This window comes from Alteromonas sp. S167, from assembly GCF_036864375.1.
GTDB lineage: Bacteria > Pseudomonadota > Gammaproteobacteria > Enterobacterales > Alteromonadaceae > Alteromonas.
In genome coordinates, this window is sequence record NZ_JAZETR010000007.1 from 85036 (window position 1) to 101442 (window position 16407).

Sequence of the window (16407 nt, forward strand, 5' to 3'; positions counted from 1 at the left end):
GGCGAAAAGACCTTGGCGAAAAGGCTATACCGTATTAGCTATGGGTTAAATGCTTAATAGTGTTGAATAGCACTGACAGACTGGCTTCTACGTCATCCTCAGTAACAGACTCGGCAGGGTGATGGCTAATGCCGCCTTTACAGCGTGTGAAAAGCATTCCAACTGGGCATATTTCTGCCATTGCCATGGCATCATGTCCTGCACCAGATGCAAGAATGTGGGTATGTAAACCGCTTTCTTCTACGCCTTTAATTAACGCAGCTTTTAGCTGTTTATCACAGTGCACAGCAGGTGCAATATGCGTTTGTTCCATACTTAACTTCACATTTCTATTTCTGGCGATGTTGTTTAGGTGTGTTGTTATTGCGTGTAGCGCATTGTCTCTTAAATCATCGTCTTCACTACGAATATCAAGTGAGAAGTGCGTTCTACCTGAAATTACATTCACACCATTAGGCGCATTGTCGATTTTACCTACAGTAGCTACCACGCCGTGGCTCTGGGCGCTCACATTTTCAACCGCTAAAATCATTTCGGCGGCAGCGCATAGCGCATCGTGACGCATAGACATTGGCACCGTGCCTGCGTGGCCTGCCATACCTTCTACCTTAAAGTTAAAGCGCCGTGCGCCTGCAATTGCACTAACCACTCCCACTGGAAGGTTGTGTTGTTCAAGCACTGGACCTTGCTCTATGTGAAGCTCAAGGTAGCCTAAAATATCTGTGCGAGAAATGCTGGCACTTGCTATGGCATCAAAATTCAAACCGAAGTTTTGCAAAGCTTGTTCAAGGCTAATGCCTTTTTCGTCTTTCAGATATCGCCAGTTTTCTTGCCATTTACCTGTTAGTGCGCGACTGCCAAGCAGTGTGGTGCCAAATCGTGTACCTTCCTCATCACAGAATCCAACAATATCTATATGAAATGGAAACTTAATGTTTAGCCCGTCAAACATGGTAACAATGGAAATTGCACTTACCACGCCCAACATTCCATCATATTTTCCGCCATTTGGCACTGTGTCTAAGTGGCTTCCTAAAATAAGACGTGGTGCGTTTGGTACACTAGATGTATAGCGCCCCCATACATTACCCACGGCATCTTGCCATGTTGTCATGCCTGCCTCTATCATCCATCCAGAGGCTAATTGATTTGCTAGCTTATGTTGCTCGGTAAGGTATCTTCTATCTAAACAATGTTTATCCTGACTTAATGCCCCTAACGTTTCACAGCGTGCCATCACCTGCGTAGCAAGCTCTTTGAACTCACTCATTAACACTGCCTGTGTTTCTTACTTTATCGTAAACAGAAATTGCTGCATCAACGCCACTGCCTGTGGGTACCGAAAAGCCTTGCATTCTTAGCACAGTTTCAAGTGACTGAAGCGTATGTAAAACGGCATCCTCACGAGCGTTATACCCCATGGTACCTATTCGCCAAATCTTTCCCTTCAGCGGCCCGAAGCTGGTACCAATTTCAATATTGAAGCGATGAAGCAGGGTTTCGCGAACCACCTCTCCCTCAACACCATCAGGAATATGTACTCCAACGACGTTATACATTTTGTGCTTAAGGTTACCAAATGGCTCTAGGCCCATGGCTTGTATTCCAGCGAGCATAGCGTCACCTGCAGCTTTGTGACGAGCAATAACCTGCTTTTGACCTTCTTCAAGGTGCACTCGAGCGCATTCTCTGGCGCAGTAAAGCATGCTGGCAGCTTCAGTGTGATGATTTAGACGCTCTTCGCCCCAATAATCCATGATCATAGGAAGATCAAAGTAGTTTGAGCGTATTTTTGGGCCTTGCGCATTCTCGTGATGCGCATCGCGAATACCTGCTTCTACGTGCTGTCGCTGGCGCACTACGCTAACAAATTTATCGCTTAAGGTAACTGGTGCACTGCCAGAGGGACCACCTAGACACTTCTGCAACCCTACTGATACAGCATCCAGTTTCCATGCATCGACTTCAAGCGGGTTACCGCCAATAGATGCAGTAGCATCGCAATAAAAAAGCACGTTATGCCTTTCGCAAATCTCACCAATACCAGCAAGTGGTTGAAGCATGGTAGTCGAGGTATCACCTTGTACTATTGCAAGCAGTTTGGGTTTGATTTTTTCAACCGCACTTTCAATTTGCTCGGGCGTAAATACTTCGCCCCATGGCACCTCTATGGTATGTACTTCAGCATCTGCACGTTCGGCTATTTCTGCTAGCAAATGACCAAAGCGGCCAAAAATAGGTACAAGCACTTTATCGCCAGGCTCTATGACTGAAACTAGTACGGCCTCAATACCCGCGCGAGAAGTACCATTTACCAAAAATGTTTGTTTATTTTTTGTATTAAAAACATCGCGATACAGCGCCATGGTTTCATTCATGTAGGTGGTCATTACAGGGTCGTACTGGCCCACCAGCTGCGTTGCCATAGCAGATAACACGCGAGGGTAGCAGTTAATTGGGCCTGGGCCCATTAGCAAACGAGGCGGTGGAGAAAGCTCTGAAAAGTATTGCATATTGACCTCCTAAAGCATGACTTGCGCAAGCATGCGCAGGCCGGTGATGATAAGAACGACGGCAAAGATTTTCTTTAGTAAACCGGCATCGAGTTTATTTGCGATATTGGCACCCACTGGCGCAAATAAAACGGTTAAAGGTACGATGCACGCAAACCCGAGTAAATTTACGTAGCCATAAGTGGCAAACGGTGCATCTGCTGGCGTTTCGCCTACCGTAAGTAACGTGACAGCGGCTGGTAAAGAAATGATAAGTCCGACGGCAGCCGCAGTGCCAACCGCTTTGTGCGCAGGGTAATTACAGAACGTAAGGGTAGGTACCGTTAATGTACCTCCACCTATACCTACCATTGAGCTGAAAAGACCAATGCATGTTGCCATAACCGATTGACCACCTTTTCCAGGTAGTCCATTGAACAAGGCTTCTTTACGGCCAATCAACATGTTTAGCGCAGAAAGCGTTGCGATAGCTCCAAACAACAGTGTGAGGTATGTGGGATTAACTATGGTTACCGCATAGCTGCCGAGTAGCACGCCAGCAAGAATAAACACTGCCCATGCTTTTAAAAGTGTGAAATCTACGTTTCCTTTTGCATGGTGAGCGCGGATAGAGCTGACCGATGTAGGCACTATCGTGGCAAGTGACGTTGCGGTAGCAATTACCATTGCGCTCTCTGCACTTACGCCGAGTGCTTGAAATAAAAAGAAAAGTACAGGCACAATAACTATGCCGCCACCTACTCCTAGCATGCCAGCTAGCAGCCCAGCGAAAATGCCGGTACCTACTAAGGAAGCAATTGTCGAAACGTTATCTAGTAAAAACTGCATGTTTTATCTCTTAACTTTATCTAGTAGCTTTGAAAAGCGAATGCGCCGTTAAACGCGACCAGTGAATGCTTTGCCGTCGCTTCTAGGGTCGCTTGCGCCACTAACTACACCGTCGGTATCGCGAATAATAGCGCCAGCATGGCCCATTAATTCATTACACGGCGCAACGGTTACCATATCGTGTCCTCGCGCCAACAAGCTGTCACCAACGTAATCAACAAGGTCACGTTCTGCCTTTAAATTATGACTTTCATCGCCCCAGGTTCGACCTAGTAACCAGCGACCTAGTGAAATAGCTTTTGCTATGGGTTGTTGATGGTAAACATGACGAGCAAATAAAGCGGCTTGCGTTTGTGGCTGCCCCTCACCGCCCATGGTGCCGTAACTCATTCGTCTACCATCACTAAGTTCAACAAACGCCGGGTTTAAGGTATGAAACGGTTTTAACCCCGGTGCGAGGAATTGATTACTCTGTGGGTCGAGTGAGAATGACGTACCGCGGTTGTTCCATACAATGCCGGTTTGTGGACTTACTACACCAGAGCCAAACTCCCAATAAAGCGACTGAATGTAGCTCACCATACGACCTTCGCTGTCACAACAGCCCATCCAAATGGTGTCGCCAGGTTTAGCGACATGAGGCCATGGTTGCGCTGACTCTACTTTTATGTGCGACACCATTTCGTCAAGCACTTCATCACTAAGCAGGGCTTGTAGATTCGTAGGTGTTCGAGACGGATCAGTCACGTTTTTATTGCGCGCAATAAATGCTTGCTTTGTGCACTCTATAAGCAGGTGAACCATGTCAGCATCAGTTTTGCCAAGGTGTTGAACCTTGTCGTACAGCGCGAGAATAATTAGCGAAGCCACACCTTGTGTTGGGGCAGGTAAGTTGTATAACTTTCCTTTGCTGGTGGTTACCGTTAACGGCTCAACCGTTTTTGCTTCATAGTTGTGAAAATCTTGAATACGTATTGGAGAGCCTGCCGCTTCTAAATCTGCAGCAAGCATTTCAGCCAGTTCGCCTTTGTAGAAGTCGTTTAGCCCTTTATCTGCTAAATGTTGAAGCGTTTTTGATAACGTGGTGAGTTTTAATATTTTACCTTTTTTAAGCGCGTTACCTTTAATTAAGAACTGCGAAAAATTATCGTCTTTTGAAAGCTCATCAAACGTTTTATTACTAGCATCAACTAGGCTTTGCGTTACTTCTATACCCCAATTGGCTTGACTGATTGCGGTATCAAGCAAGGTTTGAAGTGGAAGCCCTTGCTGCCATGTATGGCTAATATCAAGTGCCTTTTGCCAGCCCGCGACGGCGCCTGCCATAGTTAACGCCGACTTGCCCCCACGACTTGGAATGGCATCGGCATTTTTATAGAAATCTGGTGTTGCGCCATTGGCCGCAACACCAGAGGCATCAATACCTACAGGGGCTTTTCCTGGTTCACTGATAAGCCAAAAGCCATCGCCACCTAGACCGTTCATATGTGGGTATTCAACTGCAATAGATGCAGCCGCTGCTACCATGGCTTCTATAGCGGTACCGCCTTTCTCAAGTATGTTCAAGCCCACTTGAGATGCCGCAAAGTGCGGTGCGGTAAAAGCGATATTAGGTTTGTCGGTCATGTTTAATCCTTATAGTTTTTAGCAGCAATGCTCACAGGCCATTGTAAATTCACGGCCGTTACGCTTTTGCAAAATTGCCAATTAAAGCCTTTTGTTGAAAAACGCGCTTTATTAATAAAACGATTATTCGTTGAGCGTTGTAACAAGTGCTTTCGCAATGGAAAGCAGGGCCAAATCGCTGCCTTTTCTGCCCACTAGCGATAAACCGCATGGGGCATTGTGTAGAGTAAATAATGGCAAATGTAGCTGCGGTAAGCCCGTTAACCCAGCTAGGGATGTAAGCGTAAGCAGGCTGTTTCTATCATTTGCCAATGTTGTTTCACTGGCGTCAATCCGTGGGGCAATGCCAGGTGTAGTAGGGATAACAAGCACATCATTACTGTTAAATAATGCGTTTATGTGTTGTGTTACCTGCTGTTGTTTTGCTTTTGCGTCAATCACATCTTGCTGTGTAATGCTTTTACACCAATTAAGACGAAGCATAATGTCATTGGCAATGTCAGGTGAAGTTTCTTCAATCCACGCGCCGTGTGTTTGCCAAATTTCGCTACCCTGCAATATGCGAAAAACCGAAGCGTTATCTATCGCATCTACGCTAAGCTGGTTATTAGCAATATCGTTACACTGAAATGTAGCGTGAAGTTTTGAAAGCCATGTTTCACACTGCACGTTGTGGGCAACATTGCAAAATAACTGACTTGCTATACCAAAAGTTGTGTTTTCTAACGTTCTTTGTGCAGCGTGCACTTCATTGCTATTTACCGTAGCTGCCAAGACAATATCACTCACTGCTATCATGGTATCGATATCGCGGGTCATCCAACCCACGGTATCAAACGATGGTGCAAGCGATACCATATTGTCGCAATGTACTGCCCCATGGCTGGTGCGAAGCCCCCAAAGCCCTTGGTAACTTGCCGGAACGCGAATTGAGCCACCTGTATCAGTACCTAAACCAATATCCGCAAGGTTTGCAGTTACTGCCACCGCTGAACCTGAAGACGACCCCCCTGGAATATGTTCTGGCGCTGCAGGATTTAAAAGGGCGTCATAGTGCTTATTTTGCCCATGTAAGCTGTAGGCAAGTTCATCGGTAATGGTTTTACCTACGAACATTGCACCAGCATTAAGTAAAGCCTCTACTGTACTGTTAGTGTCGTCGGGCACTTTGTGCGTGCGTAACCAATCAGGATTTCCTGCAGACGTTGGTAAGCCCCGCACATGAAACAAATCTTTCACCGCAAGTCGTAAGCCGTTTAAAGCCTGATTGCTGTTAAATTTACTGCTTAAATGTGTATCAAACGGTGTTTCATTGTTGGCAAGTAGTGTAAATGGATTACTCAAAGCGCGTTATTGACTTGTATTTTCCCTATATGTCTTATCATGAAACAACTGTTTCATGACAAAGTCAAGTGGAAACGTTTGTTGCGTTTTGGTGAGTTGCCCTTACGCATTGATTCTGCCGCTTGCTTGTTAGCGGCGTGCTTGGAGTTACAGCAGGCGAGATTCACTTATTACTGCTTTCTAACTCGTCCATTTTCAGATAAATATCGGTAATGGCGTCTACTCGCTGTGCGGCACTGCTACCTAATTCGTTGTAGGTAAGATTACACAGCGTTGCTACTAGGCTCATGGGGGCAGCATAACTGTCAAAGGGTGCGTCACTGCCAATATGCGATACCAGCAAATGCGCCACGTGCTGCCGATATATTTGGCCTGTGGGATCGGTAATTAATACAATTTTGCAATGTTTAATATTTTCTAAGATGTACTTAAATTGTCGCGTGCGTCTTCGAAAACCAAACAACACCACTACATCGTCTTCTGTGAAATCAATGATGTCTTCGCTTAATGTTTGTCCAGGTTGTGGAAGTACTCTTACAGACGACCTTATTTGTTTTAGCTGTTGTCTAAAATGTAGGGCGATGGGATACGCATTCCTAAAGCCGATTAGCGTTACCTGTTTCGCACTAGCAAGCAGTTTTGCTACTGCATTAAGACTTTCAAGTGACGTACCATCAAACGTATGGCGTAAGTTACTAATTTCACTCTCAACTTGTTGAACATTACTTGAAGGCGGCACCACAGGTACGCCTTGTTCGCGTAGTGTGATAATTGCATCTTTAGCTTGTTGGTGAGATTCAAACCCCAACTGCCTGAAAAATCGACTGACTGTAGCCTTAGAAGTATTCGTTTTCTCTGCAATGGTAGACGTAGATTGGCTAATTACTGCAATGGGATTTTTTTGAAGGTAATGGGCAATGCTTTTGCTTGATGGCGAAAGATGATCATAATACTTTTCAATCTGCTCGATAACGTCGTTCGGAGTATTTTCTGACATACACACTGCCTATGTTGTTGTAGTGCAATTATTTCACGACTTTTGTTGATTATACAAATCGCGACAATCTTTACAGCAAGCGTTGATGGTTTTCAAAGAGCGAAAATGTTCAGAAAAACACTAATTTGAATGCCGTGTGTTTCTAATTGCAAGTTCAAATAAACGTGGGCGTGAAATAAAAAACGCTAACTAATTCAATATTGTAAGTAACTTTTTGGTTGCGACGTTTTTTAGAAATTTAAGATACTTTTAAAAAGTAGGCGAAAGTAGCATACGTACAAGTTCTCAATTTTTCATTAATGGCACTACACTTTCATAAAAGTGTCATTAACAAGTAAAAATGAGGTGTGCCGTGGCAAAGTTATGGTCTGAACTGATCGTACTTTTTGTTGCACTTCCCATAGCAGTGCTTTACTGGATCAAACACTTTGCAGACTATCTTATGCCGATATTGGGTGTAACAGGTTTGTGCTGTTTAGCCATCTTGTTAGCAGATAAGCAATTTAAACGCATTAAGTTGTGGCATTGGGCAGACTACAAAGTACATTTAAAAAGTACCCTAAGGTTCTTTTTGCCATGGGCAAGTTTATTAGCACTTGTTGTGTATTTGATAAAACCAGCCCTTTTTTTACACTGGCCATTGAATGAACCATGGATGTGGGTTGCCACACTGCTCATCTATCCTGTGGTTTCGGTCATACCTCAAGAAATAATATTCCGCACATATTTCTTCCATCGATATAAAAAGATATTGCCATCTAAATATGCCCGTTGGGCACTTAGCACGTTCGTTTTTGGGCTTGCTCACCTGGTTTACGGCAATTGGATTGCTGTTGTTATCTCGTGGTTCGGTGGTGCGATATTCGGCTACCGCTATATGCAAACAAACTCAACTCCGGTGGTAGTTATCGAACATGCGATTTGGGGCAGTTTTCTATTTACTATTGGGCTTGGCTCGTACTTAGTCGTTACTCAATAACCATCAATTCATTACCCATATAGAAGTACCCAGCACCAGTGACGAGAAAGGGGTAATTGAGTTAATACTTTGCCAAGCGTTTTGGGTGCTATCTTGGCGAATTTAAAGGAATGATAGCTTGGCTATTTTGAAGGAATGAGAGCATGAACCACTATGTAACCGCTGTTTGGAGGCTTTTGGCAGATAACGCCGCTGTTAATGCCGTTTCATCAATACCTTTTAACGTTTTTGTTCAAACACAGAATAACGCAGGGGAGTTTGGTAGCTTAAATCAGGCCCATTCACTTCTCTTTGAGTTGTGGCAAGCATTTATGTATAGACTGCCAGGAATTGCGGTGGGTATTGCCGCTATGGCGATATTTATATTTCTAGCAAAGCCGTTATCGAATGTACTCGTAAAGCCGCTTTTAAGAACATCAACATCACCGTTAATTCGCTCTGTTATCCAGCGAAGTATCAGTCTTGTATTTATTATTTTTGGTATTTATCTATTTCTTTTTCTTGCAGGGTTAACCGGCTTTGCTATTGCCGTTGTTAGCGGAACAGGCGTTGTAGGGCTTATTCTAGGTTTCGCTTTTAGAGATATTGCTGAAAACTTTATATCCAGCTTATTACTTACGGTGCAGCGACCTTTTCGAATAGGCGATATTGTGCAAGTCAATGAATTCACCGGCATAATTCAAAAGGTGACGGCGAGGGCAACAACACTTGTTGATTTTGACGGGAACCACATCCAAATTCCTAATGCGACCATTTACAAGGGTGTGATTAAAAACTTAACGGCTAACCCGTTAATGCGTGGAAGCTTTGTTGTAGGCGTTGGGTATGACGCTGATATTCACAACGCACAGCAGGTGGCCAGGCACGTTATTGTACAACAAAAACAGGTATTAGATGACCCTGAGCCTCAAGTGCTTATTGATAACTTGGGGGCGTCAACTTATAACGTTAAAGTGTATTTTTGGGTAAACGTAGAGCAAACCAGTGTAATAAAAATGGCGTCGTTGCTGATGAAAAACATCATAGCTGCATTTGAAGCCGCGGATATAAGTATGCCTGACGACGCAAGGGAACGTATTTTCCGCAAGGGCTTGCACTTACAACGCAAGACGGTAGCTTTGTAGCTACACCAGATAGTGCTCGGCAAAATGGTCATAAGCAAAAAAGTGATAGGCCAGAAACCAGTGAAGGTACAAGCAACCGCCGTCAAGCTCACACAGTTGAAACAAATAAACACAGCGACGATGACGTTGCCACCGATGCGCATGAAATTCGAGAGCAGGCACGCCGCTCACGCGATCCTGAAGCTGGAACGAATATTCTTTAAGCTCGTGTTGGTGCCACCGGCGACAGATTGCAGCGTTTCAAAAAACCTTGCCATAGGCTCACATGACTTTGTATTGCTTTACTGTAACGCTTAAAATTGGTGTCGCTTTGGGTAGCTATGTAATGCTTAAAGTCATCGTGAAAGGCAGGGTGGGCTAACCATGCCTGCCACAACGGCTGAAGCTTGTAGTGGTATTGATTGATAAGGCTTCCTACAGGCTGAACTTCTTCAATAAAAAAAAGATAAAACACATTTCTTAATATTTTCGCTTTATCAGTAGGGCGTCCATCAGGACATGAAATGGCCTGTAGCTTCGGCGTTAGTGACAAGGTCAGCGCATCTAAGTGTTCGGCCAATAGCAGTTGGGTTCGCCACATAGACGCGGGTAGTCTAACTGAGGTTATCATTTGCAGTTGCGCTTCAAACTCGGCGCTGTCGATAGGGCGTACTTCATTAATTCCTGCTGTGTATTTAACGCTGTCGATAAAGAAAAAGCTGTTAATACTGGTGTTTGCATTAGTGGCAGATGACATTGATAGCAGCTGTTCAGGGTTATTCAGTGCTAATCTGATTTCTTTACTTGTTTGGATTAAGTTTGCCCAACTTTTCACAAAGTCGATGCGCTTTTGGTGTTGCCATTCATCCATCATCGCTGCCAAGTTTTCATTGCTCTCTTGAAGCGCTCTTTTGCATGTTTCTAATACCGATAAAAGCTTGCTTTCATATATCAAGCGTTGAGAGGGGAGTTGGCTCTTTCCCAGTGAGGTATTGCGCTCTGCCACTACGCGCCCAAGCTCGCAATCTTGCAAGGCATAAAAGTCTCGTAGGTTAATATTGAGCTCTTGAATGTCATTTTTAATCACTGATGATGCCGCCAAAGGAGGCAGCGACGGTGGTAATGTCTCTGGTAGCTCGGTATCGAGTACGTAAGCTAACCGTTCGCTGTAGTCTTCTAGACTGTCTTGTACTGTACGCTCGCTGAAACACCCTGCGAGTACTAACGCACTTAGCATCAACAGAATGAGAGTTCGATATTCATAGAGCGTTGGTTGCAGCATCAATTATCCTTTAAGCCTTGTTGATATAAACGCTATACCGAAGCGCTTGTATATAAACTACGGCCACCATCTACATAAAGGATCTGCCCAGTGATGTAAGAAGCATCAATTAAAAATAATACCGCGTTAGCGATGTCTTGTGGACTGCCGAGCGCACCAAGTGGAATGGTGTCGATGAGCTTTTGTTTTTCTGCTGTTTCCATGGCGCGTTCTGGCCATAATATTGCCCCAGGGCCAATACCATTTACTCTTACGTTAGGTGCAAGTTCAGTGGCCAAACTGCGGGTTAATGAGGCAAGCCCAGACTTTGCGAGAATATAAACGCTGTGCTGTGGAAGCGGTCTATCGATATGCATATCAACCATATTGATGACAACCCCCTTCGTTTTTGCAAGCTCAGGCGCTAGAGCTTGAGTAAGAAATAAAGGGCCTTTTACATTACTGCCTACAAGTGATAACCAGTCACTTTCTTTTATTTCTCCAAATGGCGTTGGATAAAAACTCGATGCATTATTTACCAAAACGTCCACGCGGCCCCAAATGTCAGCTGCGTTCTTGGCAAGTGCGTCTATGTCTTCAGGTTCGCAAAGGTTGGCTTGTAAACACTGCGCTGAAGAGGGACGTTGGCTATTTAATTTATCTACCAACGCTTGTGCCTCGTCGGCTGAACTGCCGTAATGTACAATTACTCGATACCCTTGAAGGTGTAACTGTGTTGCGATTGTCGCGCCAATACGCTTTGCTGCACCGGTAATTAGTGCAACAGGAGCTGCTGTTCCCATAGTTTTGCCAATCTCTTTTTAATTTTAGTTTTTAATGCGTTGCATTGTTTTTAGTGCGTTACACCGTTTTTAACACGTTACACTGCCACTTCAATGTCGTCGATAATCGCTTTTGCTTGCGCAATGTAATGAGCGCCGAATAATAACCCGTGATTTAAAATATGGTAAAGCTGATAGATTGGTTTTCTTTGAACGTAACTTTTATCTATGGGGTAAGCGCTCTGATAACCTTCATAGAAAGTATTTGGAAATCCACCGAACAGTTCAGCCATCGCTAAATCAGTCTCGCGATCGCCAATATAAACTGCTGGGTCGAATAATATAGGGCCCTTCGAATTAAACCCCGCATTACCAGCCCACAGGTCGCCATGCAGTAAAGACGGCGCAGGTTGGTGAAGGCTCAGTATTTGCCGAGTTAGCATAATAATGTGGTCTATATCGCCGTCGCTTTTGTGCCACTGGCCTTGAGCTGAAAGACGCTCAAGCATACTTCCTATGCGTTTCTCTGCGAAAAAGTCAGCCCACGACGCTAACCTACCATTAGTTTGTACGTTTGCACCTATGTAGTTATCGTGAGGCCAGCCGTAGCTTGTATGTTCACCGCTAGCGTGAAGCGCTGCAAGCTGTTCCCCTAAGGTAAAATAGTCGTTTGTGGTTGGTTCTTTAAAACGAATGTGAGAGAGCACTAAATATTCGGTGTTGGGACTTTCGTTACGAGTTATACCATGACAAATAACGCTGGGTGTCATAACGGTTTTCGTATCAATGATAGCCTGAAGGCCTTCCGCTTCTAACGACAATTGTTGTGTGTCGTCGTACAAACGCGTTTTCACAAAGTAACGCTTTTGGCTATCACGAATGATAAAACTCTCATGCGTATCGCCGCCGCTTACAGGATCAGCGCGCTGACAAATAAAGAGCGTGTTTGTGGTATCGGAGATATGTTCGCTTATAAAGTGCCACATAATACGTGCTCCGTTGTTGCTTCACATTTAATGAAAGCAAAGCAAAGCAAAACTAACGAAAAAGTTGTATATACAGAACCAAATAAAACCGCATTCCCTTAATTAGCAAAGCAAGACGCGAATTCTTACACTTCGCCAAAGGCAGGCTTTTGGTTAAAAAAGTTTATCTATAAAATTATGGAGCAAATTTGGCGTTTTGCACACTTCATGGGCAACTCATATATAACTGCTTATTTTATAGTCACATTTAGCGTTTCAGTGGCCGCAAACACCAATGAGGTAAAGGAATAAGTAAACAATCATGTTTTGCCCATTGCAGTTGTACTTCGAGTAGTTATAATTCTTGGCTCATTTAGCCGTGTAACGCATTCATCGGCATTCGGTTTTGTGTATGCCGAAGGTTACACACCGCGTGTTCTTTTAAGTTATTCTTAAAACGTACGCTAATTTTTTAATATGCAAGTGGCGCAGAGTAGGCGTCACCACTGTAAAGGACATAAAATGCCAGTTATTACCCTTCCTGATGGAAGCCAGCGCGCTTTCGATAATCCTGTTTCTGTACTAGACGTTGCAAACGACATTGGCCCTGGTTTAGCCAAAGCAACTATTGCAGGAAAAGTAAACGGTGAGTTAGTTGATGCCGTTGATATGATTGACGCGGACGCGCAACTTCAAATCATAACCGCAAAAGATGATGACGGTTTAGAAATTCTTCGTCACAGCTGCGCGCACTTACTAGGCCACGCTATCAAACAACTTTGGCCTAACACTAAAATGGCAATCGGCCCCGTTATCGACAACGGTTTTTACTACGACGTTGATATGGAAGAAAGCCTGACTCAGGAAGATTTAGCCAAGCTAGAAAAGCGCATGCTTGAGTTAGCGAAAACGAATTACAACGTGGTTAAGAACAAAGTTAGCTGGCAAGAAGCCCGTGATGCCTTTGAAGCACGCGGTGAAAGCTACAAAATGGAAATCCTTGATGAGAACATCAGCAAGGACGACCGCCCGGCACTTTATCACCATGAAGAATACACAGATATGTGTCGTGGACCTCACGTGCCAAACATGAAGTTCTGCCACCACTTCAAACTAATGAAAGTAGCAGGTGCTTACTGGCGCGGTGACAGTGACAACAAAATGCTTCAACGTATTTACGGTACTGCTTGGGCCGACAAAAAACAGCTTAAGTCTTACCTACAGCGCTTAGAAGAAGCAGAAAAACGCGATCACCGTAAAATTGGTAAAGCGCTAAACTTATTCCATTGGCAAGAAGAAGCGCCGGGCATGGTGTTTTGGCACAACGATGGTTGGTCAATATACACCGAGCTTGAAAGCTTTGTTCGTAAGAAGCTGCGTGAATATGGCTACGATGAAGTAAAAGGTCCATTAATGATGGACCGCACTTTGTGGGAAAAGTCAGGTCACTGGGACAAGTATGCTGACAACATGTTTACCACGGAATCTGAAAAGCGTGAGTACGCGGTTAAGCCAATGAACTGTCCAGGTCACGTTCAAATTTTCAACCAAGGTTTGAAATCGTATCGCGACCTACCGCTAAAAATGGCGGAGTTTGGTTGTTGTCATCGTAACGAACCATCGGGCGCACTACACGGCTTAATGCGAGTTCGTGGCTTTACGCAGGACGATGCTCATATTTTCTGTACAGAAGAACAGATCCTAGAAGAGGTGAGTAACTGTATCAAGATGGTGTATGAGACATACGCTGCGTTTGGCTTTGAAGATATCAAAGTGAAGCTGTCTACTCGCCCTGAAAAGCGTGTTGGAGCCGATGAGATTTGGGACAAATCAGAAGCTGCGCTTGCAGAAGCGCTTAAAGCAAATAACATCGAATTCGATTATCAGCCTGGTGAAGGCGCGTTCTACGGACCTAAAATTGAATTTACGCTTCACGATTGCCTAGACCGAGCGTGGCAGTGCGGTACCGTTCAGCTTGACTTCTCAATGCCCGGCCGTTTGGGTTCTACGTATGTAGCGGAAGATGGTGAGCGCAAAGTACCGGTTATGATCCACCGTGCTATTTTGGGGTCGCTTGAACGCTTTATTGGTATATTGACCGAAGAATTTGCAGGTTTCTTCCCGCTTTGGTTAGCACCTCAGCAGGTTGTTGTAATGAACATTACTGACAAACAAGCCGATTACGCATCTGATTGTGTAAAAAAACTGCAAAATTTAGGGTTTAGAGCAAAGTCTGACTTGCGAAATGAGAAGATCGGCTTTAAAATCCGCGAGCACACATTAAAGCGTATTCCATATATGCTGGTGGTGGGTGATAAAGAAATGGAAGCTGGCGAAGTAGCAGTGCGCTCTCGACGCGGTGACGACCTAGGCAAAATGCGCCTGGAAGACTTTATTGCCATGGCTCAACAAGAAGTTTCTGAAAAGACAATTAAGTAGTTGAGCAAATTGTGTATAATGCACAATTAAGGTGTCTGCTTTTGGTTTTACTTTCTGGCAACTAACATAGGTTGCTTCCCAAAAGCAGACAAAAGAATTAAATGTTTGGAGGAATAGCACATTAAAGGCGCTAACAACAAGGCTCAGGGCGATAAAGCCCGCATTAACGATGAGATTAAAGCCAGAGAAGTAAGATTAATTGGCAAAGACGGTGAACAGGTTGGTGTGGTTTCTCTAGCAGAAGCTACTCGTAACGCGGAAGAAGCGGGCCTAGATCTTGTAGAAATCAGTCCGAATGCCGAGCCGCCAGTCTGTAAAGTTATGGACTATGGCAAATTCCTCTTCGAAAAAAGTAAAGCTCAGAAAGAGCAGAAGAAAAAACAGAAGCAAATTCAGGTCAAGGAGATTAAATTTCGCCCTGGCACTGATGAAGGCGATTACCAGGTCAAACTGCGCAACCTGCGTCGCTTTCTTGAAGGTGGTGATAAAGCCAAAGTTACGATCCGCTTCCGCGGTCGTGAAATGGCGCACCAAGACATCGGTATCGATCTACTAAACCGTGTTAAAACCGATTTAGAAGATATCGCTACATGCGAGTCTTTCCCACGTCGTGTGGAAGGCCGTCAGATGATCATGGTGCTAGCCCCAAATAAGAAGTAGTAACGGTCTAAAGTTTTAAGGAATCTGCACCCTTAAACACCTTGCTGCTAAACATTAACCGGTATGACGTGACTGCAACACAACAAATACCGATATTAAACAATGCGGAGTTTTAGCAATGCCTAAAATGAAAACTGTAAGCGGTGCCGCCAAGCGTTTTAAGAAAACGGGTTCTGGCCGCTTTAAAAGCAAACAGTCTCACTTACGTCACATTTTGACTAAGAAGAGCTCTAAGCGTAAACGTCACCTTCGTGGCAAAAAACTGGTTCATGACTCTGATACCAAATTGGTTCAGCGCATGCTGCCTTACGTATAAGACTTAGGAGACTGATAAATGGCTAGAGTAAAACGCGGCACTATCGCACGTGCTCGTCACAAAAAAGTCCTCAAGCAGGCAAAAGGTTATTACGGCGCACGTTCACGTGTATATCGCGTAGCGGTACAAGCTGTAACTAAAGCTGGTCAATATGCTTACCGTGACCGTCGTCAGCGCAAGCGTCAATTCCGTCAACTATGGATTGCACGTATTAACGCTGCTGCACGTCAAAATGGTATGTCATACAGCCGTTTCATTAACGGTTTGAAGAAAGCGTCTGTTGAAATCGATCGTAAGATCCTTGCCGACATCGCAGTACATGACAAAGCAGCTTTCAGCGCATTAGTCGACGCGGCTAAAGGCGCATTAGCTTAATTATTAACTAATTAAGTTTAAGTTCTTTCGGGAAAAGGCGAGCAGGATGCTCGCCTTTTTCTTTTCTATTTCTTCAAAACCAGATTGCAAACACAAACTCACCTCAAAAACGCAATTTTTACTAGAAAATTTGTCAATATCAGCCATCTAGGCTAGCCCTTATATCTGTCACTCGTGTAAACTATCGCTTTTATTTCAGGCAAGCCATTGCGCATAGAA

Annotated in this window: 14 protein-coding genes and 1 pseudogene; 6 read left to right on the forward strand and 9 right to left on the reverse strand. The window is 44.4% G+C overall.

The genetic code is table 11. From position 1 onward, the window contains the following. Positions 1-34: 34 nt before the first annotated feature. The 6 genes from V7R35_RS12015 to V7R35_RS12040 all read right to left on the reverse strand — a co-directional run bounded on the left by V7R35_RS12015 (position 35) and on the right by V7R35_RS12040 (position 7308). Complete coding sequence (locus V7R35_RS12015; protein ID WP_334015100.1) at positions 35-1270, reverse strand: allantoate amidohydrolase; 1236 nt, start codon at positions 1268-1270, stop codon at positions 35-37. Further along, positions 1263-2513, reverse strand: coding sequence for a pyridoxal-phosphate-dependent aminotransferase family protein (locus V7R35_RS12020; RefSeq protein ID WP_334015101.1), 1251 nt, complete (start codon positions 2511-2513; stop codon positions 1263-1265). Before V7R35_RS12020 ends, V7R35_RS12015 begins: the two co-directional genes overlap by 8 nt. Before the next feature lie 9 nt (positions 2514-2522). Then, positions 2523-3341 carry a sulfite exporter TauE/SafE family protein gene (locus V7R35_RS12025; RefSeq protein ID WP_334015102.1) on the reverse strand — a complete coding sequence of 273 codons (819 nt, stop codon included), beginning with the start codon at positions 3339-3341 and terminating at the stop codon, positions 2523-2525. 48 nt (positions 3342-3389) lie between these two features. Next, the gene (locus V7R35_RS12030) at positions 3390-4967 is read right to left on the reverse strand and encodes a gamma-glutamyltransferase family protein (RefSeq protein ID WP_334015104.1); all 1578 of its coding nucleotides are present in this window, start codon (positions 4965-4967) and stop codon (positions 3390-3392) included. 123 nt (positions 4968-5090) lie between these two features. Continuing rightward, complete coding sequence (locus V7R35_RS12035) at positions 5091-6311, reverse strand: amidase (RefSeq protein WP_334015106.1); 1221 nt, start codon at positions 6309-6311, stop codon at positions 5091-5093. A gap of 163 nt (positions 6312-6474) precedes the next feature. Then, positions 6475-7308, reverse strand: coding sequence for a MurR/RpiR family transcriptional regulator (locus V7R35_RS12040; protein WP_334015107.1), 834 nt, complete (start codon positions 7306-7308; stop codon positions 6475-6477). Between the two features lie 352 nt (positions 7309-7660). Between V7R35_RS12040 and V7R35_RS12045 the strand changes: the two genes are divergently transcribed. Both V7R35_RS12045 and V7R35_RS12050 read left to right on the forward strand, forming a co-directional pair. After that, positions 7661-8287, forward strand: a complete 627-nt coding sequence (locus V7R35_RS12045; protein ID WP_334015108.1) for a CPBP family intramembrane glutamic endopeptidase — start codon at positions 7661-7663, stop codon at positions 8285-8287. 143 nt (positions 8288-8430) lie between these two features. Further along, positions 8431-9614: pseudogene (locus V7R35_RS12050) on the forward strand (mechanosensitive ion channel family protein). Here the strand turns inward: V7R35_RS12050 and V7R35_RS12055 are convergent. The 3 genes from V7R35_RS12055 to V7R35_RS12065 all read right to left on the reverse strand — a co-directional run bounded on the left by V7R35_RS12055 (position 9611) and on the right by V7R35_RS12065 (position 12419). After that, complete coding sequence (locus V7R35_RS12055; protein WP_334015110.1) at positions 9611-10672, reverse strand: DUF3080 family protein; 1062 nt, start codon at positions 10670-10672, stop codon at positions 9611-9613. The pseudogene V7R35_RS12050 and the gene V7R35_RS12055 sit on opposite strands and share 4 nt — an antisense overlap. A 32-nt stretch (positions 10673-10704) precedes the next feature. Continuing rightward, the gene (locus tag V7R35_RS12060) at positions 10705-11454 is read right to left on the reverse strand and encodes a pteridine reductase (RefSeq protein ID WP_334015111.1); all 750 of its coding nucleotides are present in this window, start codon (positions 11452-11454) and stop codon (positions 10705-10707) included. Between the two features lie 77 nt (positions 11455-11531). Further along, positions 11532-12419: a fructosamine kinase family protein gene (locus tag V7R35_RS12065; RefSeq protein WP_334015112.1), complete on the reverse strand. Its 888-nt coding sequence runs from the start codon at positions 12417-12419 to the stop codon at positions 11532-11534. 501 nt (positions 12420-12920) lie between these two features. Here V7R35_RS12065 and thrS point away from each other — a divergent pair. The 4 genes from thrS (at position 12921) to rplT (ending at position 16188) form a co-directional block, all read left to right on the forward strand. Then, positions 12921-14837, forward strand: coding sequence for a threonine--tRNA ligase (gene thrS / locus V7R35_RS12070; protein ID WP_334015113.1), 1917 nt, complete (start codon positions 12921-12923; stop codon positions 14835-14837). 120 nt (positions 14838-14957) lie between these two features. Beyond that, on the forward strand, positions 14958-15497 hold the full coding sequence (gene infC, locus V7R35_RS12075) for a translation initiation factor IF-3 (protein ID WP_071814473.1): 540 nt from the start codon (positions 14958-14960) through the stop codon (positions 15495-15497). Between the two features lie 118 nt (positions 15498-15615). Beyond that, positions 15616-15813 (forward strand): 50S ribosomal protein L35, encoded by a 198-nt coding sequence (gene rpmI / locus V7R35_RS12080; protein ID WP_012518091.1) that lies wholly within the window; start codon positions 15616-15618, stop codon positions 15811-15813. Positions 15814-15831: 18 nt separating this feature from the next. Beyond that, positions 15832-16188, forward strand: a complete 357-nt coding sequence (gene rplT, locus V7R35_RS12085; protein WP_070174515.1) for a 50S ribosomal protein L20 — start codon at positions 15832-15834, stop codon at positions 16186-16188. Positions 16189-16407 lie beyond the last annotated feature (219 nt).

Bases quoted from the DNA above. Each gene is read 5' to 3' on its own strand.
- V7R35_RS12060 (WP_334015111.1), bottom strand. From the start codon at position 11,454: ATGGGAACAGCAGCTCCTGTTGCACTAATTACCGGTGCAGCAAAGCGT.
- V7R35_RS12040 (WP_334015107.1), bottom strand. From the start codon at position 7,308: ATGTCAGAAAATACTCCGAACGACGTTATCGAGCAGATTGAAAAGTAT.
- V7R35_RS12025 (WP_334015102.1), bottom strand. From the start codon at position 3,341: ATGCAGTTTTTACTAGATAACGTTTCGACAATTGCTTCCTTAGTAGGT.
- V7R35_RS12055 (WP_334015110.1), bottom strand. From the start codon at position 10,672: ATGCTGCAACCAACGCTCTATGAATATCGAACTCTCATTCTGTTGATG.
- V7R35_RS12065 (WP_334015112.1), bottom strand. From the start codon at position 12,419: ATGTGGCACTTTATAAGCGAACATATCTCCGATACCACAAACACGCTC.
- V7R35_RS12020 (WP_334015101.1), bottom strand. From the start codon at position 2,513: ATGCAATACTTTTCAGAGCTTTCTCCACCGCCTCGTTTGCTAATGGGC.
- thrS (WP_334015113.1), top strand. From the start codon at position 12,921: ATGCCAGTTATTACCCTTCCTGATGGAAGCCAGCGCGCTTTCGATAAT.
- rpmI (WP_012518091.1), top strand. From the start codon at position 15,616: ATGCCTAAAATGAAAACTGTAAGCGGTGCCGCCAAGCGTTTTAAGAAA.
- V7R35_RS12030 (WP_334015104.1), bottom strand. From the start codon at position 4,967: ATGACCGACAAACCTAATATCGCTTTTACCGCACCGCACTTTGCGGCA.
- V7R35_RS12015 (WP_334015100.1), bottom strand. From the start codon at position 1,270: ATGAGTGAGTTCAAAGAGCTTGCTACGCAGGTGATGGCACGCTGTGAA.
- rplT (WP_070174515.1), top strand. From the start codon at position 15,832: ATGGCTAGAGTAAAACGCGGCACTATCGCACGTGCTCGTCACAAAAAA.